Here is a 16,367-nt window from a genome sequence, read left to right on the forward strand (position 1 = left end):
AATGAATGTTAAAGGTGTATCAAACCCTCCATCACTACCATGGTCCGGTCCATCACCGTGTGGTATTGAGCTACGAGTTACGCAAAAAGGCCCGGATCAAGGCGCAAACCGAGGCCCAGCAAGACATTGGCTTCTTCTTAGAACGCGGTCAGGTGCTACAAAATGGTCAACTGCTGGAAGCCGACAATGGTGAAGTGGTTGAAATTAGAAGTGCCGATGAACTGGTCACCACCGCTTATAGCGATGACCCATTGATGTTCGCCAAAGTCTGTTACCACCTAGGCAACCGCCATACCCCTCTGCAAATTGGCGAGGGTTGGGTTCGTTTTCAACCCGACCATGTATTGCAAGATTTAGTGGAATTGTACGGTTTGCGGGTGGAGCAACACCAAGGCCCCTTTGATCCCGAGACAGGAGCCTATCACAGCCACTTACCAGGACACAGTCACTAATGGCCAGTATGGCGCAACTGCAACTCATGCGACTGGTAAGCCCCAGCTTACCAGTGGGAGGGTTTGCCTACTCGCAAGGTTTGGAGTACGCCATCGAAAATGCTTGGGTGACTAACCCCGCCGCGCTAAAAGCTTGGGTCCAGGGCTGTTTGGAAGCAGGCCTTGCCTGCCTGGATATCCCAATGCTCGCGGCCTTATACCAAGCTTGGTCGATACAAGATTACCGCCGCTTTGAACAGCTTAATCTGGAACTCATCGCCAGCCGAGAGACTCGGGAATTAGAGTTAGAAGACGTTCAAATGGGCAATGCGCTGCGCGTTTTATTACAACAGCTCGACGCCGACATCATCGCGCCATTAAGTGATGAACCGATGAGCTGGACCAGTATGTTTGCGGTTGCTGGTGAACATTGGCAGATCCCACTCAACGACTTGGCAGATGGCTACCTATGGACATGGTTAGAAAACCAACTAGCGGTGGCGGGTAAAACGCTACCGCTCGGGCAAACCGCCTGCCAAAAGCTACTTAGCGAGTTGCTACCCTTGTTGCCGCCCGCACGCGCCTATGGCCTGGCTTTGCCCTTTGAACAAATTACCGGGTCGCTGCCCGCCTTAAGTTTGGCCAGCACCCTTCACGAAACCCAATACTGCCGCTTGTTCCGCTCTTAATCGGCGAAACTGAGCCAATCGAGGATATAAAATGACCATTAAACAAACTTTACGCGTCGGGGTCGGTGGCCCTGTCGGTTCGGGGAAGACCGCCTTACTGACCGCCCTTTGTCGTGAACTGAAAGACCGCTTTAACCTAGCGGTGGTAACCAACGACATTTACACCAAAGAAGATGCCCAGTTTCTGTTGCGTCACAACGCACTGGCCGAAGATCGGATCTTAGGGGTTGAAACTGGTGGCTGTCCCCATACCGCGATCCGTGAAGATGCCTCGATGAACCTTGCTGCAATCGCCGAGTTAAACCGTCGGCATCAAGGCCTAGATTTAGTGCTGGTAGAAAGTGGCGGCGATAATCTCAGTGCCACCTTTAGTCCAGAGCTGAGCGACTTAACCCTGTATGTGATTGACGTTAGCGCTGGCGATAAAATTCCCCGCAAGGGCGGCCCAGGGATCACCAAATCTGACCTACTGATCATCAACAAGACCGATCTGGCCCCTTATGTAGGTGCCTCGCTGGACGTGATGGATCGCGATGCAAAAAAAATGCGCGGCGAACGCCCCTTTGTTTTTAGCAATCTCAAAACCAACCAAGGTTTACAAGACATCATCAACTTTATTATCGAGCAAGGCATGTTAGAAGAAAGCTCTGCAAACCTCGCCAATTCAACCCTTTAACGGAGATCTCCCATGAAAAAATTACTTAGTATTGGTTTACTCGCCCTGGTCAGCTTCCCCAGCTTGGCCCATGAAGGCGTTCATAATGGCTTGAGCGCGGGGATCTTACATCCACTGACTGGTCTTGACCACCTGCTCGCCTTAAGCCTTATTGGTCTATTAGCCAGTCAAACGGGCAAACTCAAGCTCAGCTTAATGCAAAGCCTGTTCGCCTTAGTTTTAGCCGCCGTTGTCGCCAGCTTTGGTTTTGTGCCACCGATGCTGGAAACGGGTCTCGCCATTTCACTGTTAGTGATGGCGCTATTAGTGGCCAAGCTACTGCCCAGTTCGGCGAGTGCAGTGACCGCTGCGGTTTGTATTGTCGCCGCACTTCATGGTGCAGCGCATGGTAATGAGGTGCCAGCAAGCGCCGATGTGAAGCTATTTTTTGCCGGCTTTATTGCCAGCTCGATAGCCATCATTTGTGGGGGGTATCTGCTTGGAAACTTGGTTCAACGTTCACCCTATGGTCTAAAGTTGATGCGCGGCTATGCCAGCGTAGCGGCCTTCTTTGGCATCTCAGCCTTAATCGCTTAAACCTTACCCAGTGCAGCAAACCTGCTGCACTGGGTACTCGCCGCCAAGCATCGACTTAGCGGCGACAAAGCTCACCAAGTACGGCATAATGCCGCCATGAATTGCGATCCCCTACAGCAACATCCGCTGCATCAGACTTGCCAACAACACCCGAACCGGGTGGCCCTGAGTATTGGCGAACAGCACTATAGTTATCAACAGTTACAGGCAATGGTGGGCGTTACCGCAGCACAACTGCGTCGGCAAGGCCTTAGCCGAGGCGACCGACTCAGCTGTTTTGGTGATGACCAGCTACGCATGTTGCTACTACAGTTAGCCAGTTTAGAACTAGGCTATATTTTTTGCCCACTCAACCACCATCACCCAGTGAGTCAACTGCAAAGCCTTAGCGAGCGAATTGATGCCAAGTTCTATTGGACTGATAGCCAAGCAACACTGAGCGGTCGCCAAAGAGTTGAATTTAATCCTCAGCAAAGAGATTTAAAGGCAATTTCGCCAGACCAAATCCAAGCCAGCCAAGCGATAAGCATGGTGTTTACTTCAGGTAGCAGTGGCCCAGCAAAGGCGGTGGTGCACAGTTGGACAAATCATTACTTCAGTGCCTTGGGTTCGCACAGCATGCTCCCGCTGGTGCCCCAATCTCAATGGTTATTATCCTTGCCGCTTTATCACATTGGTGGACAGGCCATTGTATGGCGTTGCCTATTAGCGGGGGCCGGGATCGTCGTGGCACAGAACAAGGGCCAACTGTATGCCGACTTAGTGAGCAGCGCCACCAGCCATGTCTCCTTAGTACCAACGCAACTTTACCGGCTATTACAGCGCCCCGATTTTAACGCTGCCAATTTGCAGCTAAGCACGCTCTTAATTGGCGGCGCAGCCTGCAATGATAGACTCATCGATGCAGCGCTCGAGCGGGGATTTCAGGTCTATAGCTCCTATGGTAGTAGCGAAATGAGTTCACAGGTGGCCACCCGCAACCATCGATTAGGCCAGCGAGGCTATCAATTACTGCCCTACCGACAAGCCAAAATAGAGGCACAACAAATCCTGCTACGGGGCGAAACACTATTTCTCGGCTATTGGCAGAATGGTAGGATTTGCCCAGTCGTCGACCAAGAGGGCTGGTTTAACAGCGGTGATCATGGGCGAATGCAGCAAGATAATCTTTATCCCTTAGGTCGCAGTAATCATATGTTTATCTGTGCAGGTGAAAACATCCAGCCAGAAGAAATCGAACAGGCCTTGTTGCAGCACCCGCAAATTAGGCAGGCGATTGTGGTGGCACAAGATAGCGCCGAGTACGGCCAGCGACCAGTAGCGTTTATCGCCGGTCCAAACGGCTTGACAAGCCACCGCTTAAATCAATTCTTACGGCGGCAACTAGCGGCTATCAAACTGCCGATAGCCTATTATGCTTTGCCAGAAACCAATTCGCTGAAACCCTCGCGCAGCGAATTAACCAAGATAGCGAATCACAAATCCAGTTGTTGTGACCAGTGTTGATACTCAAAAATTGTAATCCAAGATTGTTGATAAGCATGTTGCAGCGCGCTGTGCTGCTGTTCTTTCAAGTTAATCTCACTGTCGGGAACAAAACAACAAGTCCCTTTCAAAAATTGCTCTCGTTCAGCTAAATAACGATTTAATAAACCGGTTTTTGCAAAATCGATTTCACTTTTCATAAGCACTCCTTACAACCAAATTAATCGCTAGCGCTTGGTGCCCGCGCCCGCCAAACAGCGGCGCTGCACTCGACTTAGATTTATCACGCTTGGCGATCCCCGACAAGCTTTATTCAACAGACAAGCGAGCAAATCAGCTTACCGGTCACGAATAACAGCTTCACCGCCTTCCAGATACAAACAAAAACCAGCGTTCAAAAATGATGAAAGCTTATCCTAACAGCTTACTCTGCAATCATTTTCTGCTAGCCTTATACAAGGCTTCCCAATCATAACGAGTAATGATGGCCCTTCCCAACATCCAATTACTGCGTCAGTTTGTACAATATTACGAACAAAGCCACCATTTTCCTGAACGAACCAGCGCAACTCAACGCAAGCAACTATTTATAGAACTTGAGCGCCAGCTTAACTGCCAGTTGTTTAATCACGATTACCAGAACCTAAATTCGCAAGGGCAGCTACTTTATCAACGAGCGAAACAACTACATTCTCAGCTAAACAACTTACTCAGTGACCAACAACACCCGATTCAGCCACAGCAAATCATCATTGGAATAGATGAGTTTGTACCTTGTCAAAGTCTATTGCACTACTATCCACGCTTTATTAGCGAACTATCGCTGCAACAGTTAAAACTAGTGCAACTTGGCTCACAACAGCTATCAGAACAATTAATCCAAGGGGAAATTGATATTGCCTTACGAGTTGCCCGTCAGCAAAAACCTGCAAAAACCCATTCGCGCCGTTACTGCAATCTTAGCTTAGCCCTGGCCTGCGCTGCACGGCATAGTTTGAGTAAACACCAACAACTTAGTGTCGAACAATTACAAGGCCATCGCCAGCTTTGCTTACCTCATCTTCCCATCGAACTACAACTCAACCGAGTCAATTGTTGGCAACTGGAACATCGCGAGATCCTTCATGATCTATTGGTATTAGGTATGGGATGGGCCTTTGCCCCACGGCATTGGTTAGAAGCGAGCTTTCGTAATGGCAGCTTAATTGAATTACACCTGAGTAATTATTTTTCACCAACCAAATTAGAGATAGAAATACTATGGTTAAGCAGCCAACGAGACAGCCAGGTCGCCCATTGCTTAAACCTGTTAGGACTGAGCGCTTATGATGGATGAACACGCCACCCTTGCCGCTTTACAAAGCTTTGTTTGTTTAGCCAAGCAAGCCGACCTCAATGCTTGTTCCGAGCAGCTAGCTTTGCCCGCAGAGCGGATCCTAGAGCAACTGGAACAACTGCAGCAGCAACTGGCCTGTAGTCTATTTGTACAAACCGGTCAGTTCTATCAATTAAGCCACGCAGGCCTAGCCTTAGTTGAACAAGCCGAACTAATTGTGGGTCGTTACGCCGAGCTCCAGCGACACTGTCAGCACTTGCAACAGGCCAAAAGTTTACAACTCAGTATCAGTTATCAAGCCTGGTTTCCCAGCCCTTGGTTAACTTTACTCGCACAGCAGTTACATCGTTATGATCCGCTATTGGAGCTCCGCTTTAGCGGTTCTCAACAACACTCGGTACACTTTAGTTTTTCAGCGAACAAGCAACATGCAGCAGCTGAAGTATTCCCCTGGAAACAAGCGCAGCTCGTAAAAGTGGCACATCCCAAACTAGTGAATCATCGCCAGCAGTTCGACGCACATTTAAAGCTTTTCGATATGAGGGAGCCACAGCAAAGCAATCTGTTCATGGGTGAAACCTTGCTACTCGATGCGCTACAAGCGGGCCTCGGGTGGGCAATATTGCCACAGATCAGTGTCGAATCACGCTTAGCCGAAGGAACCCTCAAAGCCTGGCCAAATCTGCTAGGCGAACAAGCAACATACATTCATCTATCGGCGCACTGTCCGAGCGACCTCCGTCACTTTTTGATGCAGCAGAAAGATGTCGCTTGAACGGGCCGTCACTAACGGACAATGCCAATTGAAGCCGAGATAGGTATAATTAACCATTTCCAACATTCATCAATCGAGATCATGAGTCGACCCCATTGCGCCCGCTGTTTACGCCCACAAAGTCACTGCTTATGCCCATACATTCAACACTGTCGGCATCGGCATCCGCTTATGATCTTACAGCACCCAAGTGAACAGAAGCAGGCCAAAGGTACTGCTCACTTAGCTTGTTTAGCCTTAGAGCAAGCGCAATTGATACCTGGTGAGCAGCCCGAGGATTTCGCCGCCTTACGCCAAGCAGTAGAGCAACAACCACAACAGTATTGGCTAATTTACCCCAGTGAGCACAGTCAAAGCCTCGAACAACAGGCGTGTCTGGCGCTCACTCAGCAGACCACTCTCCATACGCCTGCGCTTTATCCCACGTTGATATTTTTAGATGGCACCTGGCGTAAAGCGCAAAAACTCTGGCACCTCAACCCTTGGTTACATACTCTGCCCCAGTTTCACTTTACCAGCCCGCCTCAAGGCCAATATAAAATACGTAAAACCGCCATTGCACAGGGACTCTCCACTATCGAAGCAATCGGCTATGCCTTACAGCAAGTCGAAGCATTTAACCCTAGGCCACTCTCCGCAATATTGGAAGCGCTGGTGACTCAACAACTCAAGGCGATGCCTCAGCAAGTTCAAGCCCGTTACTAAATCCTGAGGAACGGATAGCCAAGCGACAAATAGTGACAAGCATCATCAAATTAACATATTCGCAACATTGGACTGGCGATTTAGCGGCTGTGATTTATAATTACATTAGTCGGTTGTCGCTTTTAGATGCTCAGGCTGTAATACTTGGTTTACCAAGCGTTATGCCTTCCCAATCTACTAGCGGTGCCGGCTCGCCTATATTAAGCCCACATTCGATCAACATTAAGCTAACATTCGATACAAATAACCATGACCTAGTGTGCAGAATGTGAAAAAATAACCATTCCTCTGTGCTTAGCGAAAGACCTTGTCGATATGGATGATAAAAAACGCCCACTTTACTTACCCTATGCCGGACCGGCACTGTTAGAAACCCCACTACTGAACAAAGGCAGCGCCTTCAGCCAAGAAGAGCGGATTTTCTTTAACTTAGAGGGACTACTGCCCGAAGCCATCGAAAGTATCGATGAACAAAGTGAACGAGCCTACAAACAATACCAAAGTTTCACCAATGATCTTGATCGACATATTTACCTACGCAATATTCAAGATACCAACGAGACTTTGTTTTACCGACTCGTCGAAGACCATATCAGCGAAATGATGCCAATTATCTACACTCCCACCGTAGGCGCGGCCTGTGAGCAATTCTCTAATATTTATCGTCGCTCTCGGGGGCTATTTATTTCTTACCCCAATCGCCACCGTATCGATGAACTACTGAACAATGCCACCCGTCACAACGTAAAGATTATCGTGGTGACCGATGGCGAACGGATCTTAGGCTTGGGCGATCAAGGCATCGGCGGCATGGGGATCCCAATTGGTAAATTGTCGCTGTACACTGCGTGTGGCGGGATCAGCCCAGCCTACACCTTACCCATCGTATTGGACGTGGGCACCGACAACCAGCAGCTATTGAATGACCCAATGTATATGGGATGGCGTCATCAACGGATCGGCGGCGAAGAATACGCTCAGTTCATTGAGTTATTTATGCAAGCCGTGATGGTTCGCTGGCCGGAGGCTCTGATCCAATTTGAAGACTTCGCCCAAAAAAATGCCATGCCACTCTTACAACGCTATAAAGATCAATTGTGCTGCTTCAACGACGATATTCAGGGAACTGCAGCAGTCGTCGTCGGTTCATTATTAGCCGCCTGTAAAGCCGCCGACTCGGCGTTAAGCGAACAAAGGATCACCTTTGTTGGCTCAGGGTCAGCCGGTTGTGGGATCGCCGAAGCGATTGTGCGCGCCATGGTCGAAGAAGGGATCAGTGAACAACAAGCCCGCAGCCAAGTTTTCATGGTCGATCGCTGGGGTTTACTGCAAAGCAACATGCCCAACCTGTTAGACTTTCAACAGCGCCTGGCACAACCCGCCGAGTTGCAGCAACTATGGGGCTTGAGCAGTGACAGTCTATCCTTACTCGATGTGGTCGAACACGCAAAACCGACCGTGCTGATCGGCGTCTCTGGCGCCCCGGGAGTATTCAATCAAGCGATCATAGAAACCATGCATCGGCACTGTGAAAAACCCATCGTATTACCCTTATCAAACCCTACCAGCCGAGTTGAAGCACTTCCCGAAGACATCCTTCGTTGGACCCAAGGGCAAGCGCTAGTGGCGACCGGAAGCCCCTTTTCTCCAGTAAAACTAGGAGAGCAGAGCTACCCCATCGCCCAATGTAACAATAGTTACATTTTCCCCGGCATTGGCCTTGGCGTCTTAGCGAGTCAAGCGACTCGAGTCAGTGATGAGATGTTAATTGCCAGCAGCCGAGCCTTAGCCGAATGCTCACCGTTGGCCAATGACGGCGAAGGGGCTTTGCTGCCTCCCCTCGAAGAAATTCGCATCGTTAGCAAACACATCGCTTATGCGGTCGCCAAAACGGCCATGCAACAGGGTTTAGCAATCCCCATCTCTGATGAAGTATTAAGTCAGACGATTGAAACCAGCTTTTGGCGCCCAGAATACCGTCACTACAAGCGCACTTCGTTCTAGGCTTTGCAAGCACTCAACAGTCTCTAAAGCTGTTGAGTGCTCGCACTTGGTTTGAGTTAAACTAAATCTTCCTGAGCCTTTCGGATGATTGATTCAGCATGTTTCAAGGATTGTTATCACTTTATTCCCAATAAAATACCACCAAAGATTAATCGCCACCCAATCATCTCAAACTCAGCTAAACCGAAAAACCATAAAACTCGGGGAATATAAGTAGCGATACCAACACTAAAATTTGTAGCGCGATAAACGGAATAACACCTTTGTAAATATCGGTGGTTTTAATCGCTGGGGGAGCCACACCTTTTAAATAAAACAAGCTAAAACCAAAGGGCGGGGTAAGAAAAGAAGTTTGTAAGTTCATGGCGATCAAAATCGCAAACCAAGTTAAGTTAATCCCCATCAGGTCGGCAACCGGATATAACATCGGCACCACGATAAACGATATTTCTACAAAATCGATAAAGAAACCCAGCACCAATATGACTAACATCGTTAAGATCAAGAATCCCCATTTATCTCCAGGAAGGCTGGTCATCACTTGCTCAATGACCTCTTCGCCACCAGTGTAGGAAAACACCATCGAGAAAGCCGTCGCACCAATGAAAATAGCGAACACCATCGCAGTAACGTTAACCGTTTCCAAGGCCGACTGATAAATAATTTTCCAAGAGAACTGACGATATAACAAAGACAACAAAACAGCGCCAACACCACCAATCGCCGAAGATTCAGTGGGCGTAGCAATGCCATAGAAGATAGAGCCCAATACCGCAATCATTAAGCTTAAGGGGGGAGCTATCGCCTTAAAGGCCTTCCAACAAGGCTTGAGACCATGCCCAGCAACTTGATCTTTAGGTAAAGCGGGGGCCATTTCAGGCTTGAGAAAGGCAATCAGCAACACATATAAAATGAATGCCCCAACGAGCACCCCTCCCGGCATTAATGCGGCCTTGAATAGGTCGCCAACCGGAACTCCCATCACATCCCCTAGAATAATCAAAATAATCGACGGCGGAATAATTTGACCAAGGGTGCCCGAGGCACAGATCACGCCAGTAGCAAGCCCCTTGTTATATTTATATTTCAGCATCACCGGCAAGGAAATAACCCCCATCGCCACCACCGAAGCGCCCACCACGCCTGTTGATGCAGCCAACAACGCGCCAACTAGAATGGTGGAGACCGCTAAACCACCGCGTACGCCTCCAAATAGCTGGCCCATCGCTTCCAATAGCTGTTCAGCAAGACGTGTTTTTTGCAACACGATCCCCATAAAGATGAACAACGGTACCGCCATTAATACTGAGTTTTGCATGATGCTCATGATACGAAAGGGCATAAATGCAAATAGCTCGAAGCCTTCGGAAAGAACCCCAAATACCAGCGCCACGCCGCCAAAAACAAAGGCCACCGGAAAACCAGTTAATAGCATGCATAAGGCTACGAAAAACATGACAATCCCAATCATGAAAACTTCCTTTTAGCGACGACGAGTTAGTGCTGATTTCGCAGCTGAATTAAATTCTTGAGTAACATGCCTAGGCCGCTTAACGCGACACATAGCGCTGAAATAGGGATCATCGCTTTAATTAGCCAGCGATAAGCCAAGCCACCTGGGTCACCACTAATTTCACCAAGATGATAAGACTCCAAGGCGAAGTCATATCCGTACCAAGCCATCAACCCACAGAATGGTAACAGCGATAGCAGCACCCCCAAGCTGTCTATCCAAGCCTTTTTACGACGAGATAACTTGTCATAGATAATGTCCACTCGCACGTGTCCTTCGGCCTGTAAGGTCGAGGCAATTCCCAATAAAAACATCGCCGAGAATAAGTGCCATTCCAGCTCCTGCATACCAATTGAACTGGAGCGAAAAAAGTAACGCATCACCACGTCATAAAAGATATTTACCAGCATCAACAGCATCAATACCGCAGTGAGAGACGCAATTCCTTTAGAAAAGCCATCAATAGCTCGTTGCCAACGCAACATCTTTCACCTCCCCTTTAATTTGTCGATGGAGGCGCTAGCCGCCACTGCCGCCAGCGCCTTAAGCCACTACAAATCTTGGGTACTATTTAAGTAACCTTGCTCAGAAATGGCAGTATAAGCTCGTATTTGCTGCATAAATTGCTGTTGCGATTGAATTATCTTAGCGGCCATCGGGTCGCTCGCAGCCTTCTCTTGGAGCAATGCATCATTGGCTTCCTTCAAGGCTTTAATCACCGTCACTGGGAAGGTCTTCACTTGAATATTTGGATACTCCTGCAACATGGTTTGCCAGTTCTTGGCACTTTCAGCATAGGAGTGAATAAACATGTCGTAAGCCGCCTTACGCATCGCGACCACAAGGATCGCTTGCAAATCTTTCGGTAGACTTTCAAGCTTTTTCTTATTCGCGATAAACATTAACTCAGTGGCTGGTTCATGCCATCCCATGTAGTAGTAGGGCGCGATTTTATGAAAGCCCATTCGCAGATCCAATGATGGCCCCACCCACTCCAGCGCATCGATAGTATTCCGCTCTAAGGCGGTATATAACTCACCGGGCGGAATATTCACTGGTGTTGCGCCAAGCTTAGCCAATACTTCACCTGCAAATCCGGGAATACGCATTTTAAGATTCTTTAAATCGTCTACCGAGTTAATTTCTTTGCGGAACCATCCCCCCATCTGTACTCCAGTATTCCCGCCAGGAAAGGGCAGCAAGTTATGCTCAGCGTAAACCTGATCCATCAAGGCTTGACCGCCACCATATTGCAACCAGGCATGTTGCTCAGGGGCATTCATACCAAAGGGCATCGTAGTGAAGTAGAGAGTATTCGGGACCTTACCTTTATAGTAATAAGAGGCGGAATGACCTAAATCGTATTGACCACTTTTCACCAAATCAAACACGCCAAACGGCGCTTTGTGTTTGTTGGCGGAGTCGACCCGAATTTTTAAACGCCCATTGGACATCTCGTCGGCCATTTTCACCATGTTTTTCACTGCGTCACCAAATACCGGAAAATTGGGCCCCCAGCTTTCGGCGAGTTTTAATTTATAAACTTTCTCTGCGGCCAAAGCCGTGGAACTAAAGGCAATAATGACCGAAGCCAATAATGTTTTACTGCAGAGGGACTTAAGCATGTGATTCACCCTTTCCTTATCATCCGTTGATTATTTTAGGTATGACCAGTATTCGCTGCTCACGAATCGAGCACCAACAATGTTATCACATTGTTAACGGGACGCTATCCGCTAAACTACGGTTTTCGATTACGTAAGATCACGTAGCCTTATACTTTGGTATAAGTTCGTACGATTTCACTATTTTAGCTCAGGCAACAGATTTAACATTAAATTAACAAGAAATAATGAGACGCTTCGGTCATGTGGTCGCTTAAAATTAAAATTATTCTACTGTCGGTGGTTCCCCTGATTTGCGTTACAGCCTTAATTGCTAGCTTGGTCTTTAAGCAATCATCAACGCTGGCAAAGCAACAGCTTAAGCTGATCAAAACCAATATCATGCACAGCAAAACCCTGGAACTGCAAAATCATATCGCGCAAGCCTTTGCGAGCATTCGCAATATTTATGAGCCAGCGTCTGCCAACGATCAATACGCGAAACAGCAAGTTCGAGACATCCTCACTCGACTACGCTTTAGTGAAAATGGTTATTTTTTTGCGTACACCTTAGATGGACTAAATTTAGTACACCCGATATTGCCCGAATTAGTCGGAGAAAACCTTTGGAATTACCAAGATGCGGAAGGCACCATGTTAATTCAGGATCTGATTACTCAGGCGAAAGCTGGCGGCGGTTTCAGCCATTACTTATGGGAAAAACCCAGTACCGGAAAACGGGTGAAAAAGCTGGCTTATGTGGTCCTGCTCGACAAGTGGCAATGGATGCTAGGCACTGGCGTCTATCTCGATGATGTGGATGCAGAACTGGCTCGAATCAAGCTGCAAACCGAGCAAAATATTGATCATAATTTTATATGGCTATTCATCGTCACCAGCATTTCAGGCATTGTGATCGCTTTACTAGGCACCTCTCTCAACATTTCCGAACACAAGCTGGCCGATAAAAAACTGAAAGCGCTCACCCAACGAATCATCGACTCCCAGGAACAAGAGCGACAACGCGTGAGTCGTGAATTACATGACGGTATTAATCAACTGCTTGTCTCTATTAAGTATCGCCTAGAAAGCGCAACCGAATGCAGCAACACCCCAACAACCATCAGCGTTAGCTTGCACCAAGGACTCCACACCATTAATCAAGCAATCGGTGAAATAAGACGTATTTCCAAAGATCTACACCCAAGTGTATTAGATGATCTTGGCCTCGGCGCGGCTTTAACCAGTCTCTGCCAAGAATTTGAACAACGCACCGCTATCGACGTATTTTTCGAATGCGACATCAATGCCATTCACATACCAGCAATGGTCCAAACCACCTTATATCGGATCACTCAGGAAGCTCTACAAAATATAGAAAAACATGCTGCTGCTGATACTGTCGATATTCTATTAACGCATCGTAAACAACAACTCCAGATGTCCATTCGCGACAATGGTTGTGGTTTTGAAATCGAAAACAAATCAACTCAAGCAAACTTCAAACAATTTAATCGAGGCCCCGAGTTCGCCAGTAGCGGCTTGGGTTTACGCAATATATTCGAACGAATTTCCCACATCGATGGCCAAGTGAGTATCCATAGCCAACTTGCGAAAGGGACTCAAATTACCATCAAACTCCCGCTACAAAAGTGCTCAACATTCAGCCAAATACCCTTGGAGCAAATTACATGACCTCAGTTTTACTCGTCGACGATCATCCCTTAGTACAAGATGGTTTGAAGATGCGATTAGAAACCACGGAAGAATTTGAAGTCGTAGGCACCGCTGCAGATGGGCAACAAGCCTTAGATTTAGTCATCCGCTTAAAACCCCAAATGGTGCTCACTGATATTAATATGCCTAAGCTCAATGGGATTCAGCTGCTAGAATTACTAGCAGTACAATCCCCCGAGACGAAGGTAATTATGTTAAGCATGCACAACAACAAAGCATACGTGCAAAATGCAATGCGTCATGGTGCCAAAGGCTACCTTTTAAAAGACATTACCTCTTGCGAGCTGGTCAACGCCTTACAAGCCGTAGCCAATGGCGGATGTTATATCAGTGCAGGGGTCTCTAACCAACTGTTCGAATCAGGCAAAACCAGCGCGGCCCTCAGTAAACGAGAGCAACAGGTATTGCAACTACTCGCTTCTGGCTGTAGTAACAAAAAAATTGCAGATAAATTATCGATTAGTATCCGTACCGTAGAAACCCATACCTTAAAGATCAGACGTAAACTGAAACTCGATAGTAGTGCGGCAATGATTAAATATGCGATAGATAACTATGGTTCTGGCATCGAATGTTGATTAAGATGTTTTATTCAACAATAACGAATCACTACTCGCAACTAGAGGCTGAATTTGAAGCGTTCTGACCTGAGTAAATCGAACAAACCGAGTAAACAAAAACGCCCAAAACCCCAAGTTCGCTTGGTGAGTGGCTCAATGCAAACAAATGCCAATCAGCATGAAGGTGATTTTATTGCGGCCTTCGAATATGCCCTAGAACTCTTAGAAAAACCTAAAAATAATTAGTCGGTTATAACAGTGCTGTTCGACGCATTTCTACCAGAAACATGGCTTAAACTAACAGCTTGTGTCACTGGTCGATTCACGCCACACTCGACACCTTAGTCATTCAACCTCGGTCTTACTTTTTACCCACTAGAGGCGTGAAGCTGATTTTACCCTCTTCATATTTGGTTTCGGTGGGGCCGTACTCCCGATTAGTAAATAATTTCTGACCCACAATATCTAAACGAACATTAGGGTGTAACTCTCGGCGCACCGTTAGCTTCGCCTTAGCAAAAAATTCTTGCTCTAGTTGCTGGTTATAATCGAGGGCAAAGTCAATTTGTACCAACTCCTGACGAGTATGATGTAAAGTTGCCGCAAGTTTATCGGCAGTATCGGGCTCCCGTTCTTCTTTTTTTACAGAACTCAACTTCATCTGGGCATCAAGCACCTTACCCAGCTTTTGGTGGAGAGTTTGCTTCACATTATTTAAGCTTCGACGCTCTTCTTGGATTTCATCAAAATCACCAGAGATAGTCAGCTGCGTTGCGGTGCCCGCAGTGGCGCCAAGTACTACAGTCGATATTTCATCACCAGCCTCGACAGTGCCACCAATTAAGGTTCCTCGCAAACCACCCGCATCACTCACCGTCACCTTTCCCTTACTCTCTATTTTACTATGCAGTAACTGGCTGGTCACGGTCACATCTTTTTCCGCTTGGACATGAGAGTACTGTATAAAAGTGGCATGCACTTCGCCTTGGGCTTGAATCGAACAGGAGTAGTTTTCGTCCCCTTCCTTGAGTCGGTGGCCTATCACCCCTTTACCAACCACTACATCACCACCCGCAACAATATTCGCCGATTCGACAAAACCATTAATATGTACATCGCCAGTCGCGGACACCTTCATACCTTCGGCAACGTTACCCGTGATTAATATGCTACCGCTAAAATCGACATGGCCATAGCTGACATCCACTTCTTTAATCGACAACACATCGTCAACTTTCATGCCATTTTCGATTTCCAAAGGCAGGCCGGTACAGGTCGCCAGTAACAGGTTTTGATCATCATTTGCTATACGCGAACCCTCGCCCACGGTAAAAGGAATCTCTCGGCCTTGCTTAAAAGGTAAGGAATCGCCACAAACACTCATCCCCTGACGACCGACAGTGAAGGGATGGCGGCGCATCAAGGGCTTATCTGGCTCAACCGTTTCGAGGCTACCAAGGTCACGCATATCAACCCTACCATCACTGGTTTCCTGAGGTTGTAACAAACGTTCTTTAGGAGTGGCGACTAAGCGCTCGAAACGACTATCTTGACCATCAACCGCTGCACGACCTAAGGCCACAACCTTCTCCAATTTCATCCCCGGATCGGCAGTTCTAGCGGCGTTAAGCAATGCTAAAGCGCGTTGTTTTTGTAGACCGAAGCTCACCCCCGCTTCTTGCATAGCATTTACCAGATCCCCCTGAGAGATTGGCCTACCGCCATAGGCGGCGGTAATAGTGGCTCGAGCCACCATCTTATCCTCTGAAATTCGAATACTAATCTCAGCATTGCGAATACTGGCAATTTTTATAAAAGTATCGCCCCACTTCTTAATCAGTTCAGGAGACTCCCTCAACTCGGCAAACTTAGCAACAGCGTCTTGAATCGCCTCCTCATCAAATAAGTAGTGGCTATATTCAGAACGATGCAACAGTGCTTGAACATCGGTGACGCTAACATGGCTGTCTTGCGGTGTGATTTCGATTAACGCAGCCAACTTATCTTGCGATAAACGTAAACAACTCAATTCCAGCATTTAGCCCCCTTTCTCGTTTGGCGTTCACCATAACAAAACATACTTAAGCGATATTTTTCTATTATGCCTGTTCACATCCTGTTAACCAATAGTCGAGCAAGCTCTAGTCACCAACTAATTGAACTAGATCTTCATTTAGTATGATGAATAATAAATTTATGTAACTTTACAAGATATTGATCAATAAAATCAGCAATCAAATATAAAATTCATCGCAAAACTAAGTGCCTTAATTTTG

General features: G+C 47.4%; 17 protein-coding genes. 12 read left to right on the forward strand and 5 right to left on the reverse strand.

The annotated features are described in order from the left end of the window. Positions 1 to 5 precede the first annotated feature (5 nt). From ureE to menE, 5 genes are all read left to right on the forward strand, one after another. The gene (gene ureE, locus ACRRSY_RS21590; protein WP_432464008.1) at positions 6 to 452 is read left to right on the forward strand and encodes an urease accessory protein UreE; all 447 of its coding nucleotides are present in this window, start codon (positions 6 to 8) and stop codon (positions 450 to 452) included. Then, entirely contained in the window at positions 452 to 1,120 is a 669-nt protein-coding gene (locus ACRRSY_RS21595; RefSeq protein ID WP_432460416.1) for an urease accessory protein UreF, read from the forward strand. The genes ureE and ACRRSY_RS21595 overlap by 1 nt, the downstream gene beginning before the upstream one ends. 31 nt (positions 1,121 to 1,151) lie before the next feature. Further along, on the forward strand, positions 1,152 to 1,796 hold the full coding sequence (gene ureG / locus ACRRSY_RS21600; RefSeq protein ID WP_432455506.1) for an urease accessory protein UreG: 645 nt from the start codon (positions 1,152 to 1,154) through the stop codon (positions 1,794 to 1,796). A 12-nt stretch (positions 1,797 to 1,808) separates the two neighbouring features. Further along, a complete protein-coding gene (locus tag ACRRSY_RS21605; protein ID WP_432455505.1) occupies positions 1,809 to 2,372 on the forward strand; it encodes a HupE/UreJ family protein in 564 nt (187 codons plus the stop codon). A gap of 96 nt (positions 2,373 to 2,468) precedes the next feature. Then, positions 2,469 to 3,878, forward strand: a complete 1,410-nt coding sequence (menE, locus tag ACRRSY_RS21610; protein ID WP_432464009.1) for an o-succinylbenzoate--CoA ligase — start codon at positions 2,469 to 2,471, stop codon at positions 3,876 to 3,878. Here menE and ACRRSY_RS21615 read toward each other — a convergent pair. Continuing rightward, on the reverse strand, positions 3,848 to 4,057 hold the full coding sequence (locus tag ACRRSY_RS21615; protein WP_432455503.1) for a hypothetical protein: 210 nt from the start codon (positions 4,055 to 4,057) through the stop codon (positions 3,848 to 3,850). The genes menE and ACRRSY_RS21615 overlap by 31 nt on opposite strands. A gap of 281 nt (positions 4,058 to 4,338) precedes the next feature. On the opposite strand from ACRRSY_RS21615, the gene ACRRSY_RS21620 reads away from it, so the two are divergent. The 4 genes from ACRRSY_RS21620 to ACRRSY_RS21635 all read left to right on the forward strand — a co-directional run bounded on the left by ACRRSY_RS21620 (position 4,339) and on the right by ACRRSY_RS21635 (position 8,677). Beyond that, a complete protein-coding gene (locus ACRRSY_RS21620; protein WP_439033337.1) occupies positions 4,339 to 5,193 on the forward strand; it encodes a substrate-binding domain-containing protein in 855 nt (284 codons plus the stop codon). Continuing rightward, complete coding sequence (locus ACRRSY_RS21625) at positions 5,183 to 5,968, forward strand: hypothetical protein (RefSeq protein WP_432460419.1); 786 nt, start codon at positions 5,183 to 5,185, stop codon at positions 5,966 to 5,968. The genes ACRRSY_RS21620 and ACRRSY_RS21625 overlap by 11 nt, the downstream gene beginning before the upstream one ends. An 81-nt stretch (positions 5,969 to 6,049) precedes the next feature. Next, positions 6,050 to 6,673 carry a tRNA-uridine aminocarboxypropyltransferase gene (locus ACRRSY_RS21630; RefSeq protein WP_432464011.1) on the forward strand — a complete coding sequence of 208 codons (624 nt, stop codon included), beginning with the start codon at positions 6,050 to 6,052 and terminating at the stop codon, positions 6,671 to 6,673. A gap of 315 nt (positions 6,674 to 6,988) precedes the next feature. Continuing rightward, positions 6,989 to 8,677, forward strand: a complete 1,689-nt coding sequence (locus ACRRSY_RS21635; protein ID WP_432460421.1) for an NAD-dependent malic enzyme — start codon at positions 6,989 to 6,991, stop codon at positions 8,675 to 8,677. Between the two features lie 178 nt (positions 8,678 to 8,855). Here the strand turns inward: ACRRSY_RS21635 and ACRRSY_RS21640 are convergent, their stop codons facing one another. The 3 genes from ACRRSY_RS21640 to ACRRSY_RS21650 form a co-directional block, all read right to left on the reverse strand. Beyond that, entirely contained in the window at positions 8,856 to 10,148 is a 1,293-nt protein-coding gene (locus ACRRSY_RS21640; RefSeq protein WP_432455498.1) for a TRAP transporter large permease, read from the reverse strand. 26 nt (positions 10,149 to 10,174) lie between these two features. Continuing rightward, positions 10,175 to 10,675 carry a TRAP transporter small permease subunit gene (locus ACRRSY_RS21645; protein ID WP_432460422.1) on the reverse strand — a complete coding sequence of 167 codons (501 nt, stop codon included), beginning with the start codon at positions 10,673 to 10,675 and terminating at the stop codon, positions 10,175 to 10,177. Positions 10,676 to 10,741: 66 nt separating this feature from the next. Beyond that, the gene (locus ACRRSY_RS21650; RefSeq protein WP_432455496.1) at positions 10,742 to 11,815 is read right to left on the reverse strand and encodes a TRAP transporter substrate-binding protein; all 1,074 of its coding nucleotides are present in this window, start codon (positions 11,813 to 11,815) and stop codon (positions 10,742 to 10,744) included. A 243-nt stretch (positions 11,816 to 12,058) separates the two neighbouring features. Here ACRRSY_RS21650 and ACRRSY_RS21655 point away from each other — a divergent pair, with 243 nt between their 5' ends. Genes ACRRSY_RS21655 through ACRRSY_RS21665 form a run of 3 tightly spaced genes read left to right on the forward strand, consistent with a single transcriptional unit; the run spans position 12,059 to position 14,337 of the window. Further along, the gene (locus ACRRSY_RS21655; protein WP_432464012.1) at positions 12,059 to 13,489 is read left to right on the forward strand and encodes a cache domain-containing protein; all 1,431 of its coding nucleotides are present in this window, start codon (positions 12,059 to 12,061) and stop codon (positions 13,487 to 13,489) included. Next, a complete protein-coding gene (locus ACRRSY_RS21660; RefSeq protein WP_432464013.1) occupies positions 13,486 to 14,109 on the forward strand; it encodes a response regulator in 624 nt (207 codons plus the stop codon). The genes ACRRSY_RS21655 and ACRRSY_RS21660 overlap by 4 nt, the downstream gene beginning before the upstream one ends. A gap of 54 nt (positions 14,110 to 14,163) precedes the next feature. Further along, the gene (locus tag ACRRSY_RS21665; protein WP_432464014.1) at positions 14,164 to 14,337 is read left to right on the forward strand and encodes a hypothetical protein; all 174 of its coding nucleotides are present in this window, start codon (positions 14,164 to 14,166) and stop codon (positions 14,335 to 14,337) included. A gap of 115 nt (positions 14,338 to 14,452) precedes the next feature. On the opposite strand, the gene ACRRSY_RS21670 is transcribed toward ACRRSY_RS21665, so the two are convergent. Further along, positions 14,453 to 16,129: a DUF342 domain-containing protein gene (locus ACRRSY_RS21670; protein ID WP_432464015.1), complete on the reverse strand. Its 1,677-nt coding sequence runs from the start codon at positions 16,127 to 16,129 to the stop codon at positions 14,453 to 14,455. Positions 16,130 to 16,367 lie beyond the last annotated feature (238 nt).

Source organism: Agarivorans sp. QJM3NY_33, assembly GCF_050870865.2.
In the GTDB taxonomy this organism is placed as follows: Bacteria; Pseudomonadota; Gammaproteobacteria; order Enterobacterales; family Celerinatantimonadaceae; genus Agarivorans.